The 18,161-nt window shown below is 71.3% G+C and carries 17 protein-coding genes; 8 read left to right on the top strand and 9 right to left on the bottom strand.

Annotation, left to right across the window (positions count from 1 at the left end):
- Window positions 1–206 precede the first annotated feature (206 nt).
- Both ACIQZO_RS23165 and ACIQZO_RS23160 read right to left on the bottom strand, forming a co-directional pair.
- Entirely contained in the window at window positions 207–1,163 is a 957-nt protein-coding gene (locus tag ACIQZO_RS23165; protein WP_403629012.1) for an NAD-dependent epimerase/dehydratase family protein, read from the bottom strand.
- Window positions 1,160–1,837, bottom strand: a complete 678-nt coding sequence (locus ACIQZO_RS23160; RefSeq protein ID WP_403629010.1) for a ScbR family autoregulator-binding transcription factor — start codon at window positions 1,835–1,837, stop codon at window positions 1,160–1,162. Before ACIQZO_RS23160 ends, ACIQZO_RS23165 begins: the two co-directional genes overlap by 4 nt.
- A 101-nt stretch (window positions 1,838–1,938) precedes the next feature.
- Between ACIQZO_RS23160 and ACIQZO_RS23155 the strand changes: the two genes are divergently transcribed.
- On the top strand, window positions 1,939–2,910 hold the full coding sequence (locus ACIQZO_RS23155; RefSeq protein WP_403629007.1) for a ScbA/BarX family gamma-butyrolactone biosynthesis protein: 972 nt from the start codon (window positions 1,939–1,941) through the stop codon (window positions 2,908–2,910).
- Window positions 2,911–3,058: 148 nt separating this feature from the next.
- On the opposite strand, the gene ACIQZO_RS23150 is transcribed toward ACIQZO_RS23155, so the two are convergent.
- Both ACIQZO_RS23150 and ACIQZO_RS23145 read right to left on the bottom strand, forming a co-directional pair.
- Window positions 3,059–3,424, bottom strand: coding sequence for a zinc ribbon domain-containing protein YjdM (locus tag ACIQZO_RS23150; RefSeq protein WP_403629005.1), 366 nt, complete (start codon window positions 3,422–3,424; stop codon window positions 3,059–3,061).
- On the bottom strand, window positions 3,417–4,121 hold the full coding sequence (locus ACIQZO_RS23145; RefSeq protein WP_403629002.1) for a TetR/AcrR family transcriptional regulator: 705 nt from the start codon (window positions 4,119–4,121) through the stop codon (window positions 3,417–3,419). The genes ACIQZO_RS23150 and ACIQZO_RS23145 overlap by 8 nt, the downstream gene beginning before the upstream one ends.
- A gap of 64 nt (window positions 4,122–4,185) precedes the next feature.
- Between ACIQZO_RS23145 and ACIQZO_RS23140 the strand changes: the two genes are divergently transcribed.
- Window positions 4,186–5,766 carry a monooxygenase gene (locus ACIQZO_RS23140; RefSeq protein WP_403629000.1) on the top strand — a complete coding sequence of 527 codons (1,581 nt, stop codon included), beginning with the start codon at window positions 4,186–4,188 and terminating at the stop codon, window positions 5,764–5,766.
- On the opposite strand, the gene ACIQZO_RS23135 is transcribed toward ACIQZO_RS23140, so the two are convergent.
- Window positions 5,761–6,573 carry a helix-turn-helix transcriptional regulator gene (locus tag ACIQZO_RS23135; RefSeq protein WP_403628998.1) on the bottom strand — a complete coding sequence of 271 codons (813 nt, stop codon included), beginning with the start codon at window positions 6,571–6,573 and terminating at the stop codon, window positions 5,761–5,763. The genes ACIQZO_RS23140 and ACIQZO_RS23135 overlap by 6 nt on opposite strands.
- 202 nt (window positions 6,574–6,775) lie before the next feature.
- Here ACIQZO_RS23135 and ACIQZO_RS23130 point away from each other — a divergent pair, with 202 nt between their 5' ends.
- From ACIQZO_RS23130 to ACIQZO_RS23120, 3 genes are all read left to right on the top strand, one after another.
- A complete protein-coding gene (locus ACIQZO_RS23130; protein WP_403629041.1) occupies window positions 6,776–7,981 on the top strand; it encodes a serine hydrolase domain-containing protein in 1,206 nt (401 codons plus the stop codon).
- A 207-nt stretch (window positions 7,982–8,188) separates the two neighbouring features.
- Complete coding sequence (locus ACIQZO_RS23125; RefSeq protein WP_403628996.1) at window positions 8,189–10,258, top strand: discoidin domain-containing protein; 2,070 nt, start codon at window positions 8,189–8,191, stop codon at window positions 10,256–10,258.
- Between the two features lie 132 nt (window positions 10,259–10,390).
- The gene (locus tag ACIQZO_RS23120) at window positions 10,391–11,005 is read left to right on the top strand and encodes a TetR/AcrR family transcriptional regulator (RefSeq protein WP_403628994.1); all 615 of its coding nucleotides are present in this window, start codon (window positions 10,391–10,393) and stop codon (window positions 11,003–11,005) included.
- A gap of 68 nt (window positions 11,006–11,073) precedes the next feature.
- Here the strand turns inward: ACIQZO_RS23120 and ACIQZO_RS23115 are convergent, their stop codons facing one another.
- Window positions 11,074–12,765 carry an FAD-dependent oxidoreductase gene (locus ACIQZO_RS23115; protein WP_403628992.1) on the bottom strand — a complete coding sequence of 564 codons (1,692 nt, stop codon included), beginning with the start codon at window positions 12,763–12,765 and terminating at the stop codon, window positions 11,074–11,076.
- Between the two features lie 148 nt (window positions 12,766–12,913).
- On the opposite strand from ACIQZO_RS23115, the gene ACIQZO_RS23110 reads away from it, so the two are divergent.
- Together ACIQZO_RS23110 and ACIQZO_RS23105 are read left to right on the top strand one after the other, a co-directional pair.
- Entirely contained in the window at window positions 12,914–14,089 is a 1,176-nt protein-coding gene (locus tag ACIQZO_RS23110) for a SchA/CurD-like domain-containing protein (RefSeq protein ID WP_403628990.1), read from the top strand.
- Window positions 14,090–14,103: 14 nt separating this feature from the next.
- Window positions 14,104–14,355 carry an acyl carrier protein gene (locus ACIQZO_RS23105; protein WP_030388264.1) on the top strand — a complete coding sequence of 84 codons (252 nt, stop codon included), beginning with the start codon at window positions 14,104–14,106 and terminating at the stop codon, window positions 14,353–14,355.
- Between the two features lie 126 nt (window positions 14,356–14,481).
- Here the strand turns inward: ACIQZO_RS23105 and ACIQZO_RS23100 are convergent, their stop codons facing one another.
- From ACIQZO_RS23100 to ACIQZO_RS23090, 3 genes are all read right to left on the bottom strand, one after another.
- A complete protein-coding gene (locus ACIQZO_RS23100) occupies window positions 14,482–15,540 on the bottom strand; it encodes a methyltransferase (RefSeq protein WP_403628986.1) in 1,059 nt (352 codons plus the stop codon).
- Window positions 15,541–15,575: 35 nt separating this feature from the next.
- Window positions 15,576–16,754, bottom strand: a complete 1,179-nt coding sequence (locus tag ACIQZO_RS23095) for a nitrous oxide reductase family maturation protein NosD (RefSeq protein WP_403628984.1) — start codon at window positions 16,752–16,754, stop codon at window positions 15,576–15,578.
- Between the two features lie 196 nt (window positions 16,755–16,950).
- Window positions 16,951–17,502 (bottom strand): DM13 domain-containing protein, encoded by a 552-nt coding sequence (locus tag ACIQZO_RS23090; RefSeq protein WP_403628982.1) that lies wholly within the window; start codon window positions 17,500–17,502, stop codon window positions 16,951–16,953.
- A gap of 252 nt (window positions 17,503–17,754) precedes the next feature.
- Here ACIQZO_RS23090 and ACIQZO_RS23085 point away from each other — a divergent pair, with 252 nt between their 5' ends.
- On the top strand, window positions 17,755–18,117 hold the full coding sequence (locus tag ACIQZO_RS23085; protein WP_403628979.1) for a hypothetical protein: 363 nt from the start codon (window positions 17,755–17,757) through the stop codon (window positions 18,115–18,117).
- The last annotated feature ends 44 nt before the right edge of the window (window positions 18,118–18,161 follow it).

The following is an 18,161-nucleotide window of genomic DNA, read 5'->3' as shown; positions in this document are numbered from 1 at the left end:
ACGAACGCGCCACCGAACAACTCCGCCAAGGACTCGTCCCACTCATCCGGCACGACACCACGCACGTCATACGCCTTGACGATGTTCGAAAGATCGGGCATTTCCACTCCTTCAGGGGGTGACCGGCTGTGCTCCGGACGCTACCCGCCGCCCCGCCCGACACAGCCCGTCCACGCCCCATCCGCCGCGGCTTTGGCAGATCGCCGTCACCCCGGGGCGACCCCGCCCCGCTCCCGGTACCACCCCGCCGCCGCGCCGATTCGGCTCAGAGGGCCGGGCCCCGGCAGGATCCCGGCGCGCGCCCAGGCCGTGTCCGCGCGGTACCAGTGGTCCTGGGCCAGCAGCGTGAACTGACGTTCGCTCACCCAGCCCGGGGTCGCGGCCAGCGCGTCCAGGCATCTGCGCCACGGCCAGTCGGCGTCGGGCCTCGGCGGCAGCACCCGGTGCTCGGCGAGCGCGTCCATGAGGTCCCGGTTGCGCACCGGCTCCGGGTGGTGGGCGTGCAGCACACCTGTGGTGTCGGCCGCGGCGCCGTCGCCGAGGGCGAAGGCCACGATGAGCCGTGCCAGGTCGTCGACGTCGACGAAGGAGGCCAGCCCCTCCCCTCCGCCCCAGCCCGCCGGTACCCGCCGGTAGGCGTCGACGAGGGCCGGTACGGCCCAGCGGTCGCCCCTTCCGAGCACCAGCCCCGCGCGCAGCACCAGTCCCCCGGCGTCGAGCACCGACCCCTCGCCCGCCAGCCTGCCCGTGCTGGCCGGCGAAACCGGGGCGGGCGTCAGCTCACCGGCGTCCTGCCCCCGGTGCGGTCCCGGCCCGTAGACGGCGCAGGTCGACAGGTGGACGATCCGGCCCACTCCGGCCCGTCGCGCCTCGGCCACCAGGGCCGCGGTACCGGCAGAGTTGACCGCGGCGCACCGGTCGGCGTCCGGCCCGATGTAGGAGGCCAGTGACAGCAGGACGTCCGCGCCCTCGCACACCCCGCGCAGGGACCGTACGTCGGCCAGGTCCGCGTCCACCCAGCGCACCCCGTACGGGTCCTCGACGGGCGGCCTGCGCGATGTCGCGCGCACCACGGCCCGCCGGTCCTGCGCGGCCAGTCGGCGCAGTACCGCCGACCCCACGAAGCCGGTCGCTCCGGTGACCACGACCCGGCGGGTGCTCAAGCCCGCTTCCCCGACTCCGTCTTCGCTTCGTTCTTCGACATCTGCCCGCCGGACGGCAGCGACAGGCGCAGGCCGCCGCGGACGGCGTCGGCCGCCACGGCGGGCAGCAGGTAGCGCCACAGCGAGGCGATCCGCTGCGGCAGGTCCGCTCGCCCGGTGGACGCCTGGGAGAAGAGCTGCGCCCCGGTGAAGGAGCTGACCAGCACCCAGGCCAGTTCGTGGTCGTCGACGTCCGGCTGGAGTTCGCCCTTGGCCCGGGCGAAGCGCAGCTGCTGGCGGAACTCCAGGACCCACGCCTGGTAGGCGACGTCGTCGCGCAGGCCGAACTCGCCCTGCTCCACGGCCAGTCGTACGCCGGCGCGGAGCACCGGATTGTGCCGGAGCTGCTCGGCGAGGTAGAGCGTGATGTCCACCAGGTGCTGGAGGCCGTCCTCGCCGACGGGGAACTCCAGGCCTTCGCCCTGGCCGACCATGACGGCGTACGCGAGCTCCTCCTTCGAGCTGAAGTGGAAGTACATCCCACCCTGCGTGACGTCCGCGCGCTTCATGATCTTGCTGATGCTGGCGCCGCTGAAGCCGAACTCGTCGAAGACCTCGGCCGCGGCACGCAGGATGGCCGCTTTGGTCTGAACTGCCCTGAGTTGGGGCGCGCGTTGCTGCTTCCGTTCTGACATGAGCACCTAACTAGCCTCGACAAAAAAAACGAACATCCTTTATTTTAGGACCTGCGCCGAACAAGCACCAGCTCATGTCCGACGTCCAGGGGGGCTCAACCATGACTGTGTCAACCGAACACTCCGCCTCACCCATCGCCGCGCTCAGCAGCGCCTTACCGCGGGAGTACGTACACAAGAGCGCACACTCGGAAGTCCTGCTCACCGGGTGGCGCACCGCCGCGCCCGACGAGTACGTCGTCACCGCCCAATGGCCCCGCACCCACAGCTTCTACACGCCCGACGGCGGTCATCACGATCCCCTGCTCCTCGCCGAGTCGGTGCGCCAAGCCATCCCACTCCTGAGCCACGTCGCCTACGAAGTCCCCTTCGGCCACCGCCAGATCTGGGACACCTTCAGCTACTCGACCAACCCCGAGGCGCTCGACGTAGGTTCGACTCCGGCCGATATCGTCCTGCACATCCGCTGCTCCGCCATCTCGCGGCGCGGCCGAAGACTCGCAGGTCTCACCATGCACGTGACCGCGACGCGCGACGGACAGCTCCTGGGCACCGCCGAGGCCGGCTTCACCAACCAGCCGGAGGCCGTCTACCAGCGCCTGCGCGGCAGGAACGCCGACCTCACCGAGGTGGCCGCCCGCACCATCCCGCTCCCGCCCCCGCTGACACCCCGCCGCGTGGGCCGCGACCGCTTCCACGACGTGGTCCTCTCCCCCACCAGCTCCACGCGGCGCGCCCAGCTCCGGGCCGACGTCAACCACCCGATCCTCTTCGACCACCCCGTCGACCACGCCCCCGGCATGCTGCTCCTGGAAGCCGTGCGTCAGGCCGCGTACCGCTCCGCCTTCCCCCGACGGGGAGTCCTGACCGACATGGAGATCCGCTTCTTCCGCTACGCGGAGCTGACCTCGCCCTGCTGGATCGAGACGACCCCCTCCGCCGGCGAACCGACCACGCCGCACCGCCATCCCGTCCGTGTGGTCGCCAGCCAGAACGGCGAGGTCGTCTTCATCGCCACCGCGACGATCAACGCCACGGCGCCCGCGCACGTGCGCGTCCCCGTCGCACCCTGACCGTTCGGTGAGGCGCTCGGCTCATGAGCGCGCCGGCTCATGAGCCCCCCGCCGGATCGGCTCCACCCCTCCGGAAGAACGAACGAAGGCGCCCGATCGGGTCCGTACCCGACAGGCGCCTTCCTTCGTTCGCGGCCACCGCCGCCGGTCAGACCTTCCTGACCACGCTGGACTTCAGCTGCATGGCACCGAAGCCCTCGATCCTGCAGTCGATGTCATGGCCGTCGACACCCGCCACCAGGCGGATGTTGCGCACCTTGGTGCCCGCCTTGATCCCGCTCGGGCTGCCCTTGACCTTCAGGCCCTTGACCACCGTCACGGTGTCGCCGTCGGCCAGCACATTGCCCACCGAGTCCTTGATCACCCGCTCCTCGGCGGCGCCGGCGGACGCGCCGGCCCCGCCGGAGCCGTGCGGCCACTCGTGCCCGCACTCGGGGCAGACCAGGAGCGCTCCCATCTCGTAGGTGTACGCGCCCGCGCATTCGGGGCAGGGAGGCAAGGGGTTCTCAGTCACCCCGACAGTATATTTCAGGGCCATCGCCGCAGGTCGGCGCCCGATCCAGGGCCTTGAGCCCCTGTACGAGCAGGGACAGCCCGAACTCGAAGTGCGCCGCGAAGTCCTCGCTCGTGAGCGTGGGCAGCACGGCGGCGAGCTGTGGGTACCGCTCGGGATCGGCCGCGAGGCGCAGGCGCTCGGGATCCGCCGCCCCGTCGCCCTCGGACGACTGGAGCACGGCCTGCTCCTCCAGCGTGTGGCCGAGGGTCAGGTGGGCCAGCGCCATGAGCGTGCGCGCCGCGTCCTGCTCGCCGAAGCCCGCGGTACGCAGCACGCCGATGACCGCCTCGGCGAAGCCGAGGGTGTGGGGCCCGGTCGCATGGGTGCCGGCGTAGACCCGCGCGCCGTCCCGGCGGGCGAGCAGGGCCGTGCGCATGCCGCGGGCGAGCGAGGACAGCTGCTCGCTCCAGTCGCCGTCGGCCTTCGTCGCCGCGAGGTCGGCCAGCATGCATTCCGCCATCGCGGTCAGCAGGTCGCCCTTGGTCGCGAAGTACCGGTACAGCGCGCCCGCCTGGACGCCCATCGCGTCGGCGAGGCGACGCATGGTCAGCGCGTCGAGGCCGACCTCGTCGAGGAGCCGCAGGGCCGTGTCGACCGTCCGGGTGCGGTCGAGGCGGGCCGGGCGGCCCCGGGCGGGGGTTGACGGGGAGCTCATGGCCCTCACTATAGTGAACAGCGTTCACGTGAACGCTGTTCACTAATTGTGGGAGGCATCACCGATGGATACCGACGTGATCGTCGTGGGCGCGGGGCCGACCGGGCTGCTGCTCGCCTGCGAGCTGGCACTGGCCGGCGTACGGACCCTGGTCCTCGAGCGGCACACCGAGCCCCAGCAGGACTCCCGGGCGCTGACCCTGCATCCGCGCAGCCTGGAACTGATGGACCTGCGTGGCCTCTCCCCGCGCTTCCTCGGGCTCGGCCGGACCGTGCCCGGCTGGCACTTCGCCGCCCTCGACACCCCGCTGGACTTCTCCGCGCTGGACAGCCGTCAGGCTCACACCTTGTTCCTGGCCCAGGCGCGTACCGAGGCCCTGCTGGCGCAGCGCGCGCACGAGCTGGGCGTGGAGATACACCGCGGGCACACGCTCACCGGCCTGCGGCAGGGCGAGGACGGGGTCGAGGCGGAGGTGCTCGGGCCGCGGGACGGGCCGGGCGGGACTGCGCGCACCCGTCGCTGCGCGTACCTGGTGGGATGCGACGGCGGGCGCAGCGCCGTCCGGGAGGCGGCCCGAATCGACTTCCCGGGCACGGACGAGACCCTGACCGGGGTGCTCGGGGACTTCGCCACCGTCACCGCCGGCCCCGACGACCTGGCCGCCGCGCGCGAGGCGGGCATACTCGCCGTCCCCCTGGAGGGCGGGCTCACCCGCTTCGTGTACATCGACCCGGAGCGGATGCGGACGCCGGCGCGGGAGCCGGTGACCCTGGAGGAGTTCCGCGGGGCGCTGGCGCGCATCTGCGGCTCCGACTTCGGGGTCGACCGGCCGCGCTGGCTCTCGCGCTTCGGCAATGCCACCCGGCTGGCGGCGGCCTACCGCTCCGGCCGCGTCCTCCTGGCCGGCGACGCCGCTCACATCCACTTCCCGGCCGCGGGCCAGGGCCTCAACACCGGGCTCCAGGACGCCATGAATCTCGGCTGGAAACTCGCCGCGGAGGTGAACGGCTGGGCCCCGCCCGGCCTCCTCGACACCTATCACGCCGAGCGCCACCCCGTCGGCCGGGCCGTCACCGAGAACACCGAGGTGCAGACGCTGCTGGCGGAACTGCCGCTCGTGGACCGCTATCGCCGGCCGGCCGCCGCGCTGCGCGGGCTCTTCGAGGAACTGCTGAGGATCCCCGAGGTCAACCGCCGGCTCGCCGAGCAGGTCTCCGCACTCGGCACCGCCTACCCGGCCACCGCCCCCGGCGCCGACCCCCTGGTCGGCCGCAGGATGCCCGACATCGCGCTGAGCGCCACCGGCTCGGACGCGACCCGGGTCTACGAGCTCCTGCACCGGGGCGGCTTCCTCCTGCTCCGCCTCGCCGGTGCGCGGGACCCGTACCCGCAGCCGTACGAGGCCTGCGTCCGGCGCCCGCACCTCACCGCCGTCACGGCCCGCTCCCATGAGGAGCACCCGGAACTCGGCGGCGTGCGCGAGGTCCTGGTCCGCCCCGACGGGCACATCGCCTGGGCCACCCGGAGCGACGACGCCGGCCTGCGGCACGCCGGTCGCGACGCGGCCCTCGGCGCATGGGCGGCGCCGGCCGCAGCCCGAGCCGTACCCGGCGCCGTCGGCGGACCGGTCACCGGGGGTTCATGACCCGCCGCGGGAGAGAAGGGCGAGGGCGCGGGCGCTCGGGCTGCCCGGTTCGGCGTGGTAGACGACCAGCTGCTGGCCCGGCGCCCCGCGCACGTCGAAGGACTGGAAGGTGAGCGAGAGCGGGCCGACGCCGGGGTGGTCGAGCTCTTTGGCGGCGTAGGTCTTGCCCCGGACGGTGTGCGCGGACCACAGGGCAGTGAAGTCCGTGCTGGCCGCCGTGAGTTCACGTACCAGCTCGCGCAGGCGCGGGTAGTGCGGGTCGAGGCCGCTCGCGTGGCGCAGGCCGGCCACCACCGCCTCGGCCGCACGGTCGCGGTGTACGAAGAACCGCCCGGCCGCGGGGTCGAGGAAGGTCATCCGGGCGAGGTTGTCCCGCTGCGCGAAGGGGGAGAACAGGGCGTCGGCCGTCGCGTTGGCCGCCAGCAGGTCGGTGGCGGGGTTCAGGACGAAGGCCGGGGCCTCCGTGTACCCGTCCAGCAGGTGCCTCAGCCGGGCCCCGACCGCCTCCCGCGGCTGCGGCCGGTCACCCTCGGGCGCCGTACCCGCCAGCCTGAACAGGTGTTCCCGCGCGGCCTCGTCCATGCGCAGGGCGCCGCTGATCGCGTCGAGGACCTGCGGGGAGGGGCCGCGCTCGCGTCCCTGTTCCAGCCGGGCGTAGTAGTCGCTGTTCATTCCGGCCAGAACGGCGACCTCCTCGCGGCGCAGCCCCGCCACGCGGCGGCGCCCGTAGGAGACGAGTCCCACGTCGCCGGGCCGCAGGTGTGCGCGCCGGGCGCGCAGGAAGTCTCCGAGATCGGTGCTGGTCACACCTTCAGGTTAAAGGCGGCGCCCGGTGGCCGAACTGCCCTTCCCGATTGGCGCGTTCCCGATCCCCGCGTCACCCGTCCGGTCCGATGATCTTGCGTACGCTCGGGATCGACCGACCGAACGACCTGATCGACCCGATCGACCCGTTCGCAACCGAACGACCCGACCCCGCCCCCACCGGAGGAGCATCGTGCCCCAGCCCATGAACCGACGCCTGGCCCTCGGCGCAGCCCTGCTGGCGGTGATGGCCGCCGTGGCGCCGGCGACCACCGCCCAGGCCGCCCAGGCCGCCCCGACCACCCCGGACCTCGAAGCACTGTCCCAGGCGTTGCGCAACACGACCACGGCCGGAGCGCCGGGCGCCATGGCCCGTTTCAGCAGCCCCGGCGGGGTCAGCGTCCGTACGGTGGGCGTCCGCGACAAGGTCACGGGCTCGGCGATGGACGCGCAGGCCCGCTTCCGGATCGGGAGCGTCACCAAGACGTTCACCTCCGTCGTCCTGCTGCAGCTGGTGGACGAGGGCAAGATCGAACTGGACGCCTCCGTCAACCGGTACCTGCCCGGCCTGCTCCCCGACGACCGGATCACGGTGCGTCACCTGCTGAGCCACCGCAGTGGGCTGTCGGACTACACCAATGCCATGTTCGAGCACACCGTGCCGGGCTTCGAGTCCGTGCGCAACCGGGTGTTCAGCTACCAGGAGCTGGTGAACCTCTCGCTCGCCGAGCCGCGGACGAACCAGCCCGGCGCGGCGTACGCGTACTCGAACACCAACTTCGTCGTCCTCGGCATGCTCATCGAGAAGGCCACGGGCAGCACCGTGGCCAAGCAGTACGAGCGGCGCATCTTCAAGCCGCTGAAGCTGCGCAACACCTCCTACGTGCACCCCGCCACGCAGATCAGCGGGCTGCACGCGAACGGCTACCTCCACCCCGACGAGGAGGGTTCCCCGCTGGTCGACTCCACCGAGCAGACGGTGTCGTGGGCCCAGTCCGCGGGGGCGGTCATCTCCAACCCGGCCGACCTGAACACCTTCACGTCCGCGCTGCTCGGCGGCCGGCTGCTGCCCGCCGGCCTGCTGGACGCCATGCTCACCGTGACCCCCACCGACACCACGAACACCCGGTTCTACGGGCTCGGCCTGCGCCGCTACGACCTGTCGTGCGGCACCTCGGTCTACGGGCACACGGGCACCGTGCAGGGCTTCTACACCTACGCCTTCTCCACCCGCGACGGGCGCCGCAGCCTCGCCGCGATGGCGAACACCTCGAACCGGGGGCAGGCCAACACCGCCCTCGGCGGCACCCTGGAAGCCGCCTTCTGCGGGAAGCCGGCCCCGAAGGCCACGGCGCGCGGGTTCGGCATCGCCCCGGCCGAGATGGACCTGCCGGAACACAACTCCCGCTGACGTCACGGGGCGGGGGCCGAGAGAACCCCGTCTGACGAATCATCAGGTCATCTGTCCCGGACTATTGACTCCGTCGATGGCAGTCGCGATTCTCGTCCCACCGTTGCGAGGTCCATGACAAGCCACGCCTGTGGCCGTGGCTTGTCATGGACCCCCGACGGATCCGGCTCCTCGACCGCGCCATCCGGCTGACCTAAGACGTGAGTGATGACCATTTCTCGACACACGCACCACAGGCGTAGGCCTCCCCTGGCGGTCCTGTCATTGCTCCTCGCCGTGGTGGCCATGGTGCTCGGCCCCGTACCCGCTTCCGCCGCCGATCCCGGCTGGTGGAACCCGGTCGCGCGCCCCGCACCCGACTCCGACATCAACGTCACGGGCGAGCCCTTCAAGGGGACCGACTCCCAGGGACGGGTCCGGGGCTTCGTCGACGCGCACGACCACCTGATGTCCAACGAGGGCTTCGGCGGCCGCCTCATCTGCGGCAAGCCGTTCTCCGAGGCGGGGGTGGCCGACGCGCTCAAGGACTGCCCCGAGCACTACCCCGACGGCACGCTCGCCATCTTCGACTTCATCACCAAGGGCGGAGACGGCAAGCACGACCCCAACGGCTGGCCGACCTTCAAGGACTGGCCCGCCCACGACTCGCTGACCCACCAGCAGAACTACTACGCCTGGGTCGAGCGGGCCTGGCGCGGCGGCCAGCGGGTGCTCGTGAACGACCTCGTCACCAACGGGGTCATCTGCTCGGTCTACTTCTTCAAGGACCGCGGCTGCGACGAGATGACCGCCATCCGGCTCGAAGCCCAGAAGACGTACGACATGCAGGCCTACATCGACAAGATGTACGGCGGGCCGGGCAAGGGCTGGTTCCGGATCGTCACCGACTCCGCGCAGGCCCGCGACGTCGTCCAGCAGGGCAAGCTGGCCGTGGTCCTCGGGGTCGAGACCTCCGAGCCCTTCGGCTGCAAGCAGATCCTGGACATCTCCCAGTGCAGCAAGCAGGACATCGACCGCGGCCTGGACGAGCTGTACCGGCTCGGCGTGCGCAGCATGTTCCTGTGCCACAAGTTCGACAACGCCCTGTGCGGGGTGCGCTTCGACGAGGGCGCCCTCGGTACGGCCATCAATGTGGGCCAGTTCCTGTCGACCGGGACCTTCTGGAAGACGGAGAAGTGCACCGGCCCGCAGCACGACAACCCCATCGGGCTGGCGGCCGCGCCCTCGGCGCAGAGCAAACTCCCCGCGGGGGTGGCCCTGCCGTCCTACGCCGGCGACGCCCAGTGCAATACGCGCGGGCTCACGGAACTCGGTGAGTACGCGGTGCGCGGCATGATGAAACGCAAGATGATGCTCGAGGTCGACCACATGAGCGTGAAGGCCGCGGGCCGGGCCTTCGACATCCTGGAGTCCGAGTCGTACCCGGGTGTGATCTCCTCGCACAGCTGGATGGACATGGACTGGACCGAGCGGGTCTACAAGCTCGGCGGTTTCATCGCCTCGTACATGAGCGGCGCCGAGGGCTTCAGCGCCGAGGCGAAGCGGACGGACGCGCTGCGCGACAAGTACAACGTCGGCTACGGGTACGGCACCGACATGAACGGCGTCGGCGGCTGGCCCGGACCGCGCGGGGCCGACACCCCCAACCCGGTGCGCTACCCGTTCCGCAGCACCGACGGCGGCTCCGTCATCGACAAGCAGACCACCGGTTCGCGCACGTGGGACCTCAACACCGACGGCGCCGCGCACTACGGCCTGGTCCCCGACTGGATCGAGGACATCCGCCTCGTCGGCGGCCAGGGCGTGGTGGACGACCTCTTCAAGGGCGCCGAGTCCTACCTGACCACCTGGGGCAACTCCGAGAAGCACAAGTCCGGGGTGAACCTCGCCGCCGGCTCCTCGGCGTCGGCGTCGAGCGCGGAGTGGTGGAACCCCTTCGTGAACTTCTCCCCCGGCCGGGCCGTGGACGGGGACTCGGGCTCGCGCTGGGCGAGCGAGTGGAACGACAACCAGTGGCTGCGCATCGACCTCGGGTCCGCGAACCGGGTGGGGCGCATCACCCTCGACTGGGAGGCCGCGTACGGGAAGGCGTACCGCATCGAGGTCTCCACGGACGACACGAACTGGCAGACCGTCTGGTCCACGACGGCCAGTGACGGCGGACTGGACACGGCCCGCTTCTCCGGGGTGCCGGCGCGCTACGTCCGCGTCCAGGGGCTCCAGCGCGCCACCCAGTGGGGTTACTCGCTCCACGAGGTCGGTGTCTACAGCGGCTGACACCGCCGAGGGGAGCACACGGGCCGGGGCCGGCCGGATCTGCGGATCCGGCCGGCCCCGGCCGCCTTCCCCTGCCCCGCCCACGGATCCACGCACACCGCACACCGCACAGCACGACCGAAAGGAACGCCCATGGCACGGATGCCCTCGGCCGAGCGGCGCAGACAGCTGACCGAAGCCGCGATCCGCGCCATGACCCGCGACGGCGTCGCCGCGACGACGACCAGGTCGATCTCCGCCGAGGCGGGAGTGTCCCTGAGCGTCTTCCACTACTGCTTCGACTCCAAGCAGGCGCTGCTCGAATCCGTCATCGCGGCCATCACCGATCACAGCGTGACCCTGGTCAGGGAGGCGATCCAGCCGAAGGCCACCCTCCGGGAGACGATCCGGGCGGGCTTCCAGGCCTACTGGGACCACGTGTCCGCCCACCCCGGCGAGCACATGCTGACGTACGAACTCACCCAGTACGCCCTGCGCCGACCGGGCTTCGAGCACCTGGCGCGCCGCCAGTACGAGCGGTACTGCGACACCTACACCGAGCTGATCGAACAGCTCCGCCACCACATGGCCTTCGAACTCCGCGTCCCCGTGACCGCGCTGGCCCGCTATTTGGCCGCGATGACCGACGGGCTCACGCTGCACCACCTCGTCCTGGGCGACGACAGGATCGCGGCGGACATCCTCGACATGATCACCGACCACGTCACCGGCCTCGTCGACGAGGGATCAGATCCAGCCATAGCCTGATCCTGCCTCGAAGGCGAAGGGCGCCGCCGCGTGGAGCGATCCACGGGGCGGCGCCCTCCGGCGTGGTGTCAGGCGCGGTGCAACAGGGTGGTCAGGACCTCGTGGAGGACCGCCTCGGGGTCGGCCACGGCCTGCGGTGAGCGCCAGGCAACGAAGCCGTCCGGGCGGACGAGGACCGCGCCCTGCGGGGTCGTGCCGTGCACCTCGGTCCAGTCGCCGCCGTTCGCGGGGATCAGGTCGGCCTCCGGTCCGGCGCCGATCGCGTACGCGTCCAGCGGCAGGCCCAGTTGTTCCGCGACGGACCGGGCCGCGGCGCGCCACGGCGTGTCCTCGGAGCTGAGCAGGACGAAGGATTGCTCGTAGAGGTCCACCGTGGACTTCGGCTCCGGCTCCCCCGGCCCGCAGAGCCACATGTGCGGTGCGCGGCTGCCCGGCTCGCCGCCGAGCCGCATCCGCTCCGGCACCACGGGCTGGTCCGGGTCGGTTCCCAGGACCGCGCCCCGGTTGTAGCGGTAGCCCATGGCCACGGAGAGGACACCGCCCTGCCGGCCACCGCCACCGCCACCGCCACCGCGCGGCGCGGCCTCGGCCCCGGGGTCGCCCGCGGGAGGGATCTCGGGGTCGGGCTCGTACCCCGGGTGGCTGTGCTCCGCGGAGCGGGCCGAGGCCCGCTCGCTCGTCGCCCGGGCCACCGGCAGCCGCTCGGCCTCGTAGGTCTCCAGGAGCCCCGGCCCGGCCGAACCGCTGAGCACCGCGGCGAGCTTCCAGGCGAGGTTGTGGGCGTCCTGGATGCCGGTGTTGGAGCCGAAGGCCCCGGTGGGGGACATCTCGTGGGCGGCGTCGCCGGCCAGGAAGACCCGGCCGGCCCCGTACCGCTCGGCGACCCGCTCGGCCGCGTGCCACGGGGCCTTCCCGGTGATCTCGACGTCCAGGTCGGGTGCGCCGACGGCCCGGCGGATGTGCTCGGCGCAGCGCTCGTCGGTGAAGTCCTCCAGTGTCTCGCCCCGGTCCGGGTGCCAGGGCGCGTGGAAGACCCACCGCTCGTCGTTGTCGACCGGCAGCAGGGCCCCGTCGGCTTCGGGCTTGGTCAGGTAGCAAACGATGAAGCGCCGGTCACCGACCACGTGGGGGAGCATCCGGGACCGGAAGGTGATGCTCACGTTGTGGAACAGGTCACCGGAGCCGCTCTGGCCGATCCGGAGCTCCTCGCGGACCGGGCTGCGCGGCCCGTCGGCGGCGACGAGGTAGTCCGCGCGCACCGTGCTGTGCTCCCCGGTGTCCCGGTTCTTCACGATCGCGGTGACCCCGCCCGGGTCCTGGTCGAAGGAGAGGAGTTCGGTGGAGAACCGCAGGTCGGCCCCGAGCGAGGGGGTTACGGACATCAGGACCGGCTCGATGTCGTTCTGGCTGCACAGGCACCAGGACGACGGGCTGAAGCGCGCGAGCGCGCCGCCCGGGTCGATCTCCTCGAAGAGCCACTCCTGATCGTCTCCGGTCAGCGAGCCGCCCTGGAGGATGCCGTGGTTGTCCGCCAGGACCGAGGCGGCCTCCCGGATCCGGTCCTCGACGTCGGCGACCCGGAACAGCTCCATCGTCCGAACGTTGATACCGCGTCCGCGTGGGTGCATCGAGGTACCCGCGTGCTTCTCGACCAGCATGTGCTTGATGCCGTGCCGGCCGAGGAAGAGCGAGGTGCACAGACCCACCAGCGAGCCGCCCACGATGAGGACCGGGACGTGGTGGTCGACGTTTTCCTTCATGGCTCTTCCATGCCCTGTACGAGGCCGGTTCCCTCGCGCGTTCACCCGGTTGGTTCTCTCCTCTCGCGCCGCAGGGATTACGGGACAACGATCGGGTTCGGGTGGCGCCGCCCTGTGGCGACCGTGTGGTCTCGAAGGAGTGTGAACGATGACAACCTTGTCGGAACGGATATCCCAGTCCGCCTTCGACGGCTCGAGGCTTCGGGTCGTGCTGCTGCTGGATCTGTACGACGGTGCGCAGAACCAGTTTCTGGAGGTGTACGAGCATCTCCGCAAGCAGGTGTCCTCCGTCCCCGGACACATCAGCGACGAGTTGTGCCAGTCGATCGAGAATCCGTCGCAGTGGCTCATCACCAGTGAGTGGGAGAGCGCGCCGCGGTTCTTGGCCTGGGTCAACAGCGAGGAACACGTCGCGTCGGTGCAGCCGCTGCACGGCTGCGTACGGGACACCCGCTCGCTGCGCTTCAGTGTGCTGCGGGAGACCGGCAAGGGCCCGGGGTCCGAATCCCCCTCCGTCACCGTCCCGCTCTCGGCCTTCCCCTCCGCCTCCCCGGGCGTCGCCGGCCGGGCCCCAGGGCATCTCCAGGTGGCTCCGCGGCGCGGGGACGGCGTGGTCCGCCACGCGCTCACCTTCACCGTCAAGCCGGGCAGCGAGCCCGTGGTGGCGGAGCTGCTGGCCGGGTACACCTCCCCGCAGGCCCGGGTCGACGACACGACCCGGCTGCGCCGCACCTCGCTGTTCATGCACGGCAACCGGGTCGTGCGGGCGGTCGAGGTGGAGGGCGATCTCCTCGCGGCGCTGCGCCACGTGGCCCAGCAGCCCGAGGTGCAGGCGCTGGAGGAGGCCATCAACCCGTACCTGGAGCAGGACCGGGACCTCAGCGACCCCGGATCGGCCCGGATGTTCTTCACCCGGGCGGCGCTCCCGGCGGTGCACCATGTGGCGGCGGGTGGCCGCGCGAGCGCGGACGTCCGGCGGCACGCCCTCTTCTACCCCGCGAAGGACGGGTGCGGCATGGCGCTCGCCCGTCTGCTGGCCGGGCAGGACGAGGCGGCCGTGGACGACCCGACGAGCCCCATCGAGGGCAGCACCGTCTTCCAGCGCGACGACATCGTCGTGCGGCTCCTCGACCTGCGCGGCCCGCTCGACGCGCGCCCCGCTCTGGCCCTCGGCGTCGAGGGCGGCCACAAGGCGGCTGTGCTCGCCAGGCTGCTCGACAGCGCCAAGGACGGCGTCCCCACCACCGACCAGGAGATCTCACGCTTCCTCGCGCGCTCTGAAATGCGCCTGATCACCGACCGGCGCACGCCGGTCCAAGCCTGAGGAGTTGTCCCGTCATGACCGCTCGACTGACCATGGAAGAACTGGCCGCCCTGATGAAGAAGGGGGCCGGCGTGACCGTCGACCCCGCGGCGATGGCGAGCCGCCCCGACTCGGGCTTCGACGAGTGGGGGCTCGACTCCCTGGGACTCCTCGGCATCGTCGGTGAACTCGAGAACCGGCACAGCCGTCCACTGCCGGCCGACGCGGACCGGTGCAAGTCGCCGCGCGAGTTCCTCGACCTCGTCAACAACGCCCTGGCGGCCTGAGGCCGGCGCGCACCGGGCGCACCGGCCGTACCGGGCGCACCCGACACGTCCCCGAGACCGGCTCCGTGCCGGTCTCGAGGCGTGTGCGGGCCCACCGCCCTGCCGGCCGTCCTATGCCGGACGGCGTCACGCGGGCACGGTGCACTCGAACGCGTGCAGGTACGCGTTGACCGGCCGGATCTCGCCGATCACCAGCCCGGCGTCCTGCATACGGGCGCAGAGGCTGGCCTTGGTGTGCTTCGCGCCGCCGACGTTGAGCAGCAGCAGCAGGTCCATGGCCGTGGTGAACTTCATCGACGGGGTGTCGTCGACCAGGTTCTCGATGATGACGACCCTGGATCCGGGACGGGCCGCGTCGACGACGTTGCGCAGGGTCCGGCGGGTGCTCTCGTCGTCCCATTCCAGGATGTTCTTGATGATGTACATGTCGGCGTCGACCGGGATGGCCTCTCGGCAGTCCCCGGGAACGATGTCGGCCCGTGCGGCGAGCTGACCGCCCTCCCGCAGCCGGGGGTCCGCCTTGGCCGCCACGCCCGGCAGGTCGAGCAGGACGCCCCGTACCGTCGGGTGCTTCTCCAGCAGGCTCGCCAGGACGTGTCCCTGGCCGCCGCCGATGTCGGCGACGACCGAGATCCCGGTGAGGTCGAGGAGCTCCGCGACGTCCAGCGCCGACTGCATGCTGGAGGTGGTCATGGCCCGGTTGAACACGTGGGCCGACTCGTGCGCGTCCTGGTGCAGGTAGTCGAAGAACCCCTTGCCGTACAGCTCCTGGAAGACGCTGTCGCCGGACCGGACGGCGTCGTCGAGCCGCGGCCAGGCCTGCCAGGTCCAGGGCTCGGTGCACCACAGGGCGATGTAGCGCAGGCTGTGCGGGTCGTCCTCCCGCAGCAGGTGCGACATCTCGGTGTGGACGAACCGCCCGTCCTCCGTCTCCGCGAAGATCCCGTAGCAAGACAGGGCGCGGAGCAGGCGTTGCAGGGGCAGCTGTTCGGCGTTCACCGCGGTCGCGAGCTCGGCCGCGGTGGCGGGCGACTCCCCGAGGGCGTCGGCGACTCCCAGGCGGGCCGCCGCCCGTACGGCGGCCGCGCAGGCGGCGCCGAAGACGAGCTCGCGCATGCGCATGGCCGGCTGGGGGGTGTGCTGGGGGGCGGGGATGGGCGTGGAGGTGGGGCTTACCGTGGTCATGAGGCCTCGATTTCGCTGATCAGGGGGGTCACGCGTCAGCACATCCCGGCCGGTACGGAGGTTCCGCACCGGTTGTTGAGGAACCGGTTGCCCGTTCCGGTGCCCTGGTTGGCCAGGTCCGCCGGCTTGTTGTCCCTCACCACGTTGTCCTGGATGACGTTGTCGGTGTTCGTCGCGCCAACGAAGCTCTTGAACAGCAGGATTCCGCCCGACAGCGGCGACGCTCCGACGTTGCCGCGGATGGAGTTCGAACGCACGATCGTCTCCTCCGCCCCGGTGAGGACGATGCCGACGCCCTGGATGTCGGGGAGGCGGCTGTTGCCCTTGCAGAACTTGTTGTTCTCGTGGATCCGGTTGCCGCGGATGGTCAGGTCTCCGGCGCCGGGCTCACCCTCGTCGCCGACGACGAAGATGCCGCCGCAGTTGCCGGTGACGGTGTTGCCGTAGACCGACAGGTTGCGGACCCGCCTGACCGTGACGCCGATGCGGTTGCCGGTCAGCGTGTTCCTGCGGACCACGGCGCCCAGGGTGTCGGTGGCTCCGCCCTCGCGGTCGACGGTGTTGGCGATGAAGAGGCCCGACTCGGCGTTGTCCCGCGCGGTGTTGTCGCGGAAGAGCCCTCGGGTGGACCTCTCCTGGGCGATGCCCCAGGTGCCGTTCTTCTCGGCGATCACCCGCTGGACGCTCAGCCGGTCGGTGTAGGAGGCCCAGATGCCGTTGCGCTTGAACCCCGAGACCGTCAGCGACCGGATGTTCACGTCGACGACGGGCCGCTCGGCCGTTCCCATGACGCAGATACCGGTGTCGGCCTGCGAGCAGGTGAGCGCCCGTCCGGTCGCCGCCGCGGCCCCGGGGGCCACCGGCGCCCCCGACGCTCCGGGTGCCGACGGCGCCGCGGGCGTGGTGCCCGGGGCACCGGTGGCCCCGGGGGCGACGGGCGTGACCGGTGTGGTGGCTGCGACCGGCGGCTTGATCACCGTCCGGCTGCCGAAACCCCGCAGGGTCACGCTCTTGGTGATCAGCACGTTCTCGTAGTAGGTGCCGGGCATCACGGTGATGGTGTCGCCCGGTCTGGCGAAGTTCACCGCTTCCTGGATCGAGTCGCCCGGGAGCACGCGGCGGCCGGCGGCGGAGGCGGAGGGCGCGAGCACCCCGAGACCTGCTGCCATGACGACTGCGATGCACGTGAGGGACTTGATTTGTCGGTTCGTCACGATGCCGAAGTTATGGGCGATTACGACCTGTCGCCACACTGTATGAGCGGTTGGATACATCCTGTGGGCAAATGGCCGCATTTTGACGTCCGGAGGAGTGGATAGTCGTACTCCGGGCGACGGCCGAACGGGGTGACGCCCGATCAGCTCCGGCCCCACGGCGTGTCGCCCGGCCCGGACGGACCCCGCGGACCCGTCACACGCCGGCGAGGCTCGCCGCGCCGAAGGAGACGTCGAAGCGGTCGCACCAGATGGTGACGCTGCTGAAATCGGCCACCTTCACGTCGGCGGGAACCGGGTAGTTCTGGTCCCCCTTGTTGCCCTTGAGCTTGCCGAGGCTCGCGTACTTGCCGTCGTCGAAGACGCGCCAGCCCGCCACGCCCTCCTTCACCGGGGCATCGGTCAGCCACACCCGCAGATCAGGGCCGTTGCTGGTGTCGAGGTTCGTCAGGCGCAGCGTGTGGGACCCGTCGGGCAGCCGGATGAGCTCCACCTCGCCCGTGGTGCTGTGCTCGTGACTGATGAGCGTCCCGCGGGCGACCGTCACCGGGGCCGCCGGGGCGCCGCCCGGTACCGCCGAGGGCGCGCCGCTGCCCGACGGCGCGACGACGACCGGGAGGGCCTCGCGAACGGTCTCGTCCTGCCACAGCTTCCACGGCTGCAGCCAGTACAGCCCCGCCGCCAGCACCACCGCCGCCACGATCGCCGCTCCGGCCCACAGTCGTCCGCGTCGCCTTGTCCCTGTCACTGCCGATCCCTCTTCCCCACTCGTGGTGTCCTCGCCGATTCAACGCGGTCGCCCCGCCGTGCGCCATGCCCGCTCCGATGACGAAAGTCTTACGTCCGGACCGGGGCGTTGCCCACTGCTCGGCGTCCGCCCTGGTGGCGGGTGGTTTCCCGGGCGCGTACCGGCTGGGCAACGGGCAACCCGTCGACCCCCGTGCGAGGCCGGGGCAGGCTGATTCACGTCAGCACGAGGCAAGCACCTCAAGGGGAAATCATGCGCAAGATGTTCCGCGGCGCCGCCGCGCTCGCCACCGCCGTCGTCGCCGTGATCGCGCTCAGCGGCACGGTCGAGGCGAAGCCGGCCGACGCGTGGGCCGGATGCCCGGACGGGGCCGTCTGCATCTACCCTCAGAACCAGAACCCGGCCGTCAAGCCGACGCACGTCTTCTACTCCTACGGGGCACACAACCTGAGCAACCAGTACGGGAACCACTGGGTGCTCAACAACCAGTACGGCGGTGCGACCGCAAATCTGTGCACAGGCTCCGGAGGCTCGGGCTGCGGCAGCCCCATCGCCGCAAGTACCGGTGTGTACGCCAACCTCACGCCCGTCAACTCGGTCCGGCTCAACCCCTAGCGACACCCTTGTCACGGCAGCTCGTGGAGCCCCCGGAGGGGTGG

The sequence above is a fragment of the Streptomyces sp. NPDC097617 genome, from assembly GCF_044761485.1.
Lineage (GTDB): Bacteria > Actinomycetota > Actinomycetes > Streptomycetales > Streptomycetaceae > Streptomyces.
This window is presented reverse-complemented; position numbering and strand designations above follow the sequence as displayed.

Coding starts and splice junctions, on each gene's coding strand:
- ACIQZO_RS23160 (WP_403629010.1), bottom strand. CDS start 1,837: ATGTCAGAACGGAAGCAGCAACGCGCGCCCCAACTCAGGGCAGTTCAG.
- ACIQZO_RS23155 (WP_403629007.1), top strand. CDS start 1,939: ATGACTGTGTCAACCGAACACTCCGCCTCACCCATCGCCGCGCTCAGC.
- ACIQZO_RS23145 (WP_403629002.1), bottom strand. CDS start 4,121: ATGAGCTCCCCGTCAACCCCCGCCCGGGGCCGCCCGGCCCGCCTCGAC.
- ACIQZO_RS23140 (WP_403629000.1), top strand. CDS start 4,186: ATGGATACCGACGTGATCGTCGTGGGCGCGGGGCCGACCGGGCTGCTG.
- ACIQZO_RS23130 (WP_403629041.1), top strand. CDS start 6,776: ATGAACCGACGCCTGGCCCTCGGCGCAGCCCTGCTGGCGGTGATGGCC.
- ACIQZO_RS23125 (WP_403628996.1), top strand. CDS start 8,189: ATGACCATTTCTCGACACACGCACCACAGGCGTAGGCCTCCCCTGGCG.
- ACIQZO_RS23120 (WP_403628994.1), top strand. CDS start 10,391: ATGGCACGGATGCCCTCGGCCGAGCGGCGCAGACAGCTGACCGAAGCC.
- ACIQZO_RS23115 (WP_403628992.1), bottom strand. CDS start 12,765: ATGAAGGAAAACGTCGACCACCACGTCCCGGTCCTCATCGTGGGCGGC.
- ACIQZO_RS23110 (WP_403628990.1), top strand. CDS start 12,914: ATGACAACCTTGTCGGAACGGATATCCCAGTCCGCCTTCGACGGCTCG.
- ACIQZO_RS23105 (WP_030388264.1), top strand. CDS start 14,104: ATGACCGCTCGACTGACCATGGAAGAACTGGCCGCCCTGATGAAGAAG.
- ACIQZO_RS23100 (WP_403628986.1), bottom strand. CDS start 15,540: ATGACCACGGTAAGCCCCACCTCCACGCCCATCCCCGCCCCCCAGCAC.
- ACIQZO_RS23085 (WP_403628979.1), top strand. CDS start 17,755: ATGCGCAAGATGTTCCGCGGCGCCGCCGCGCTCGCCACCGCCGTCGTC.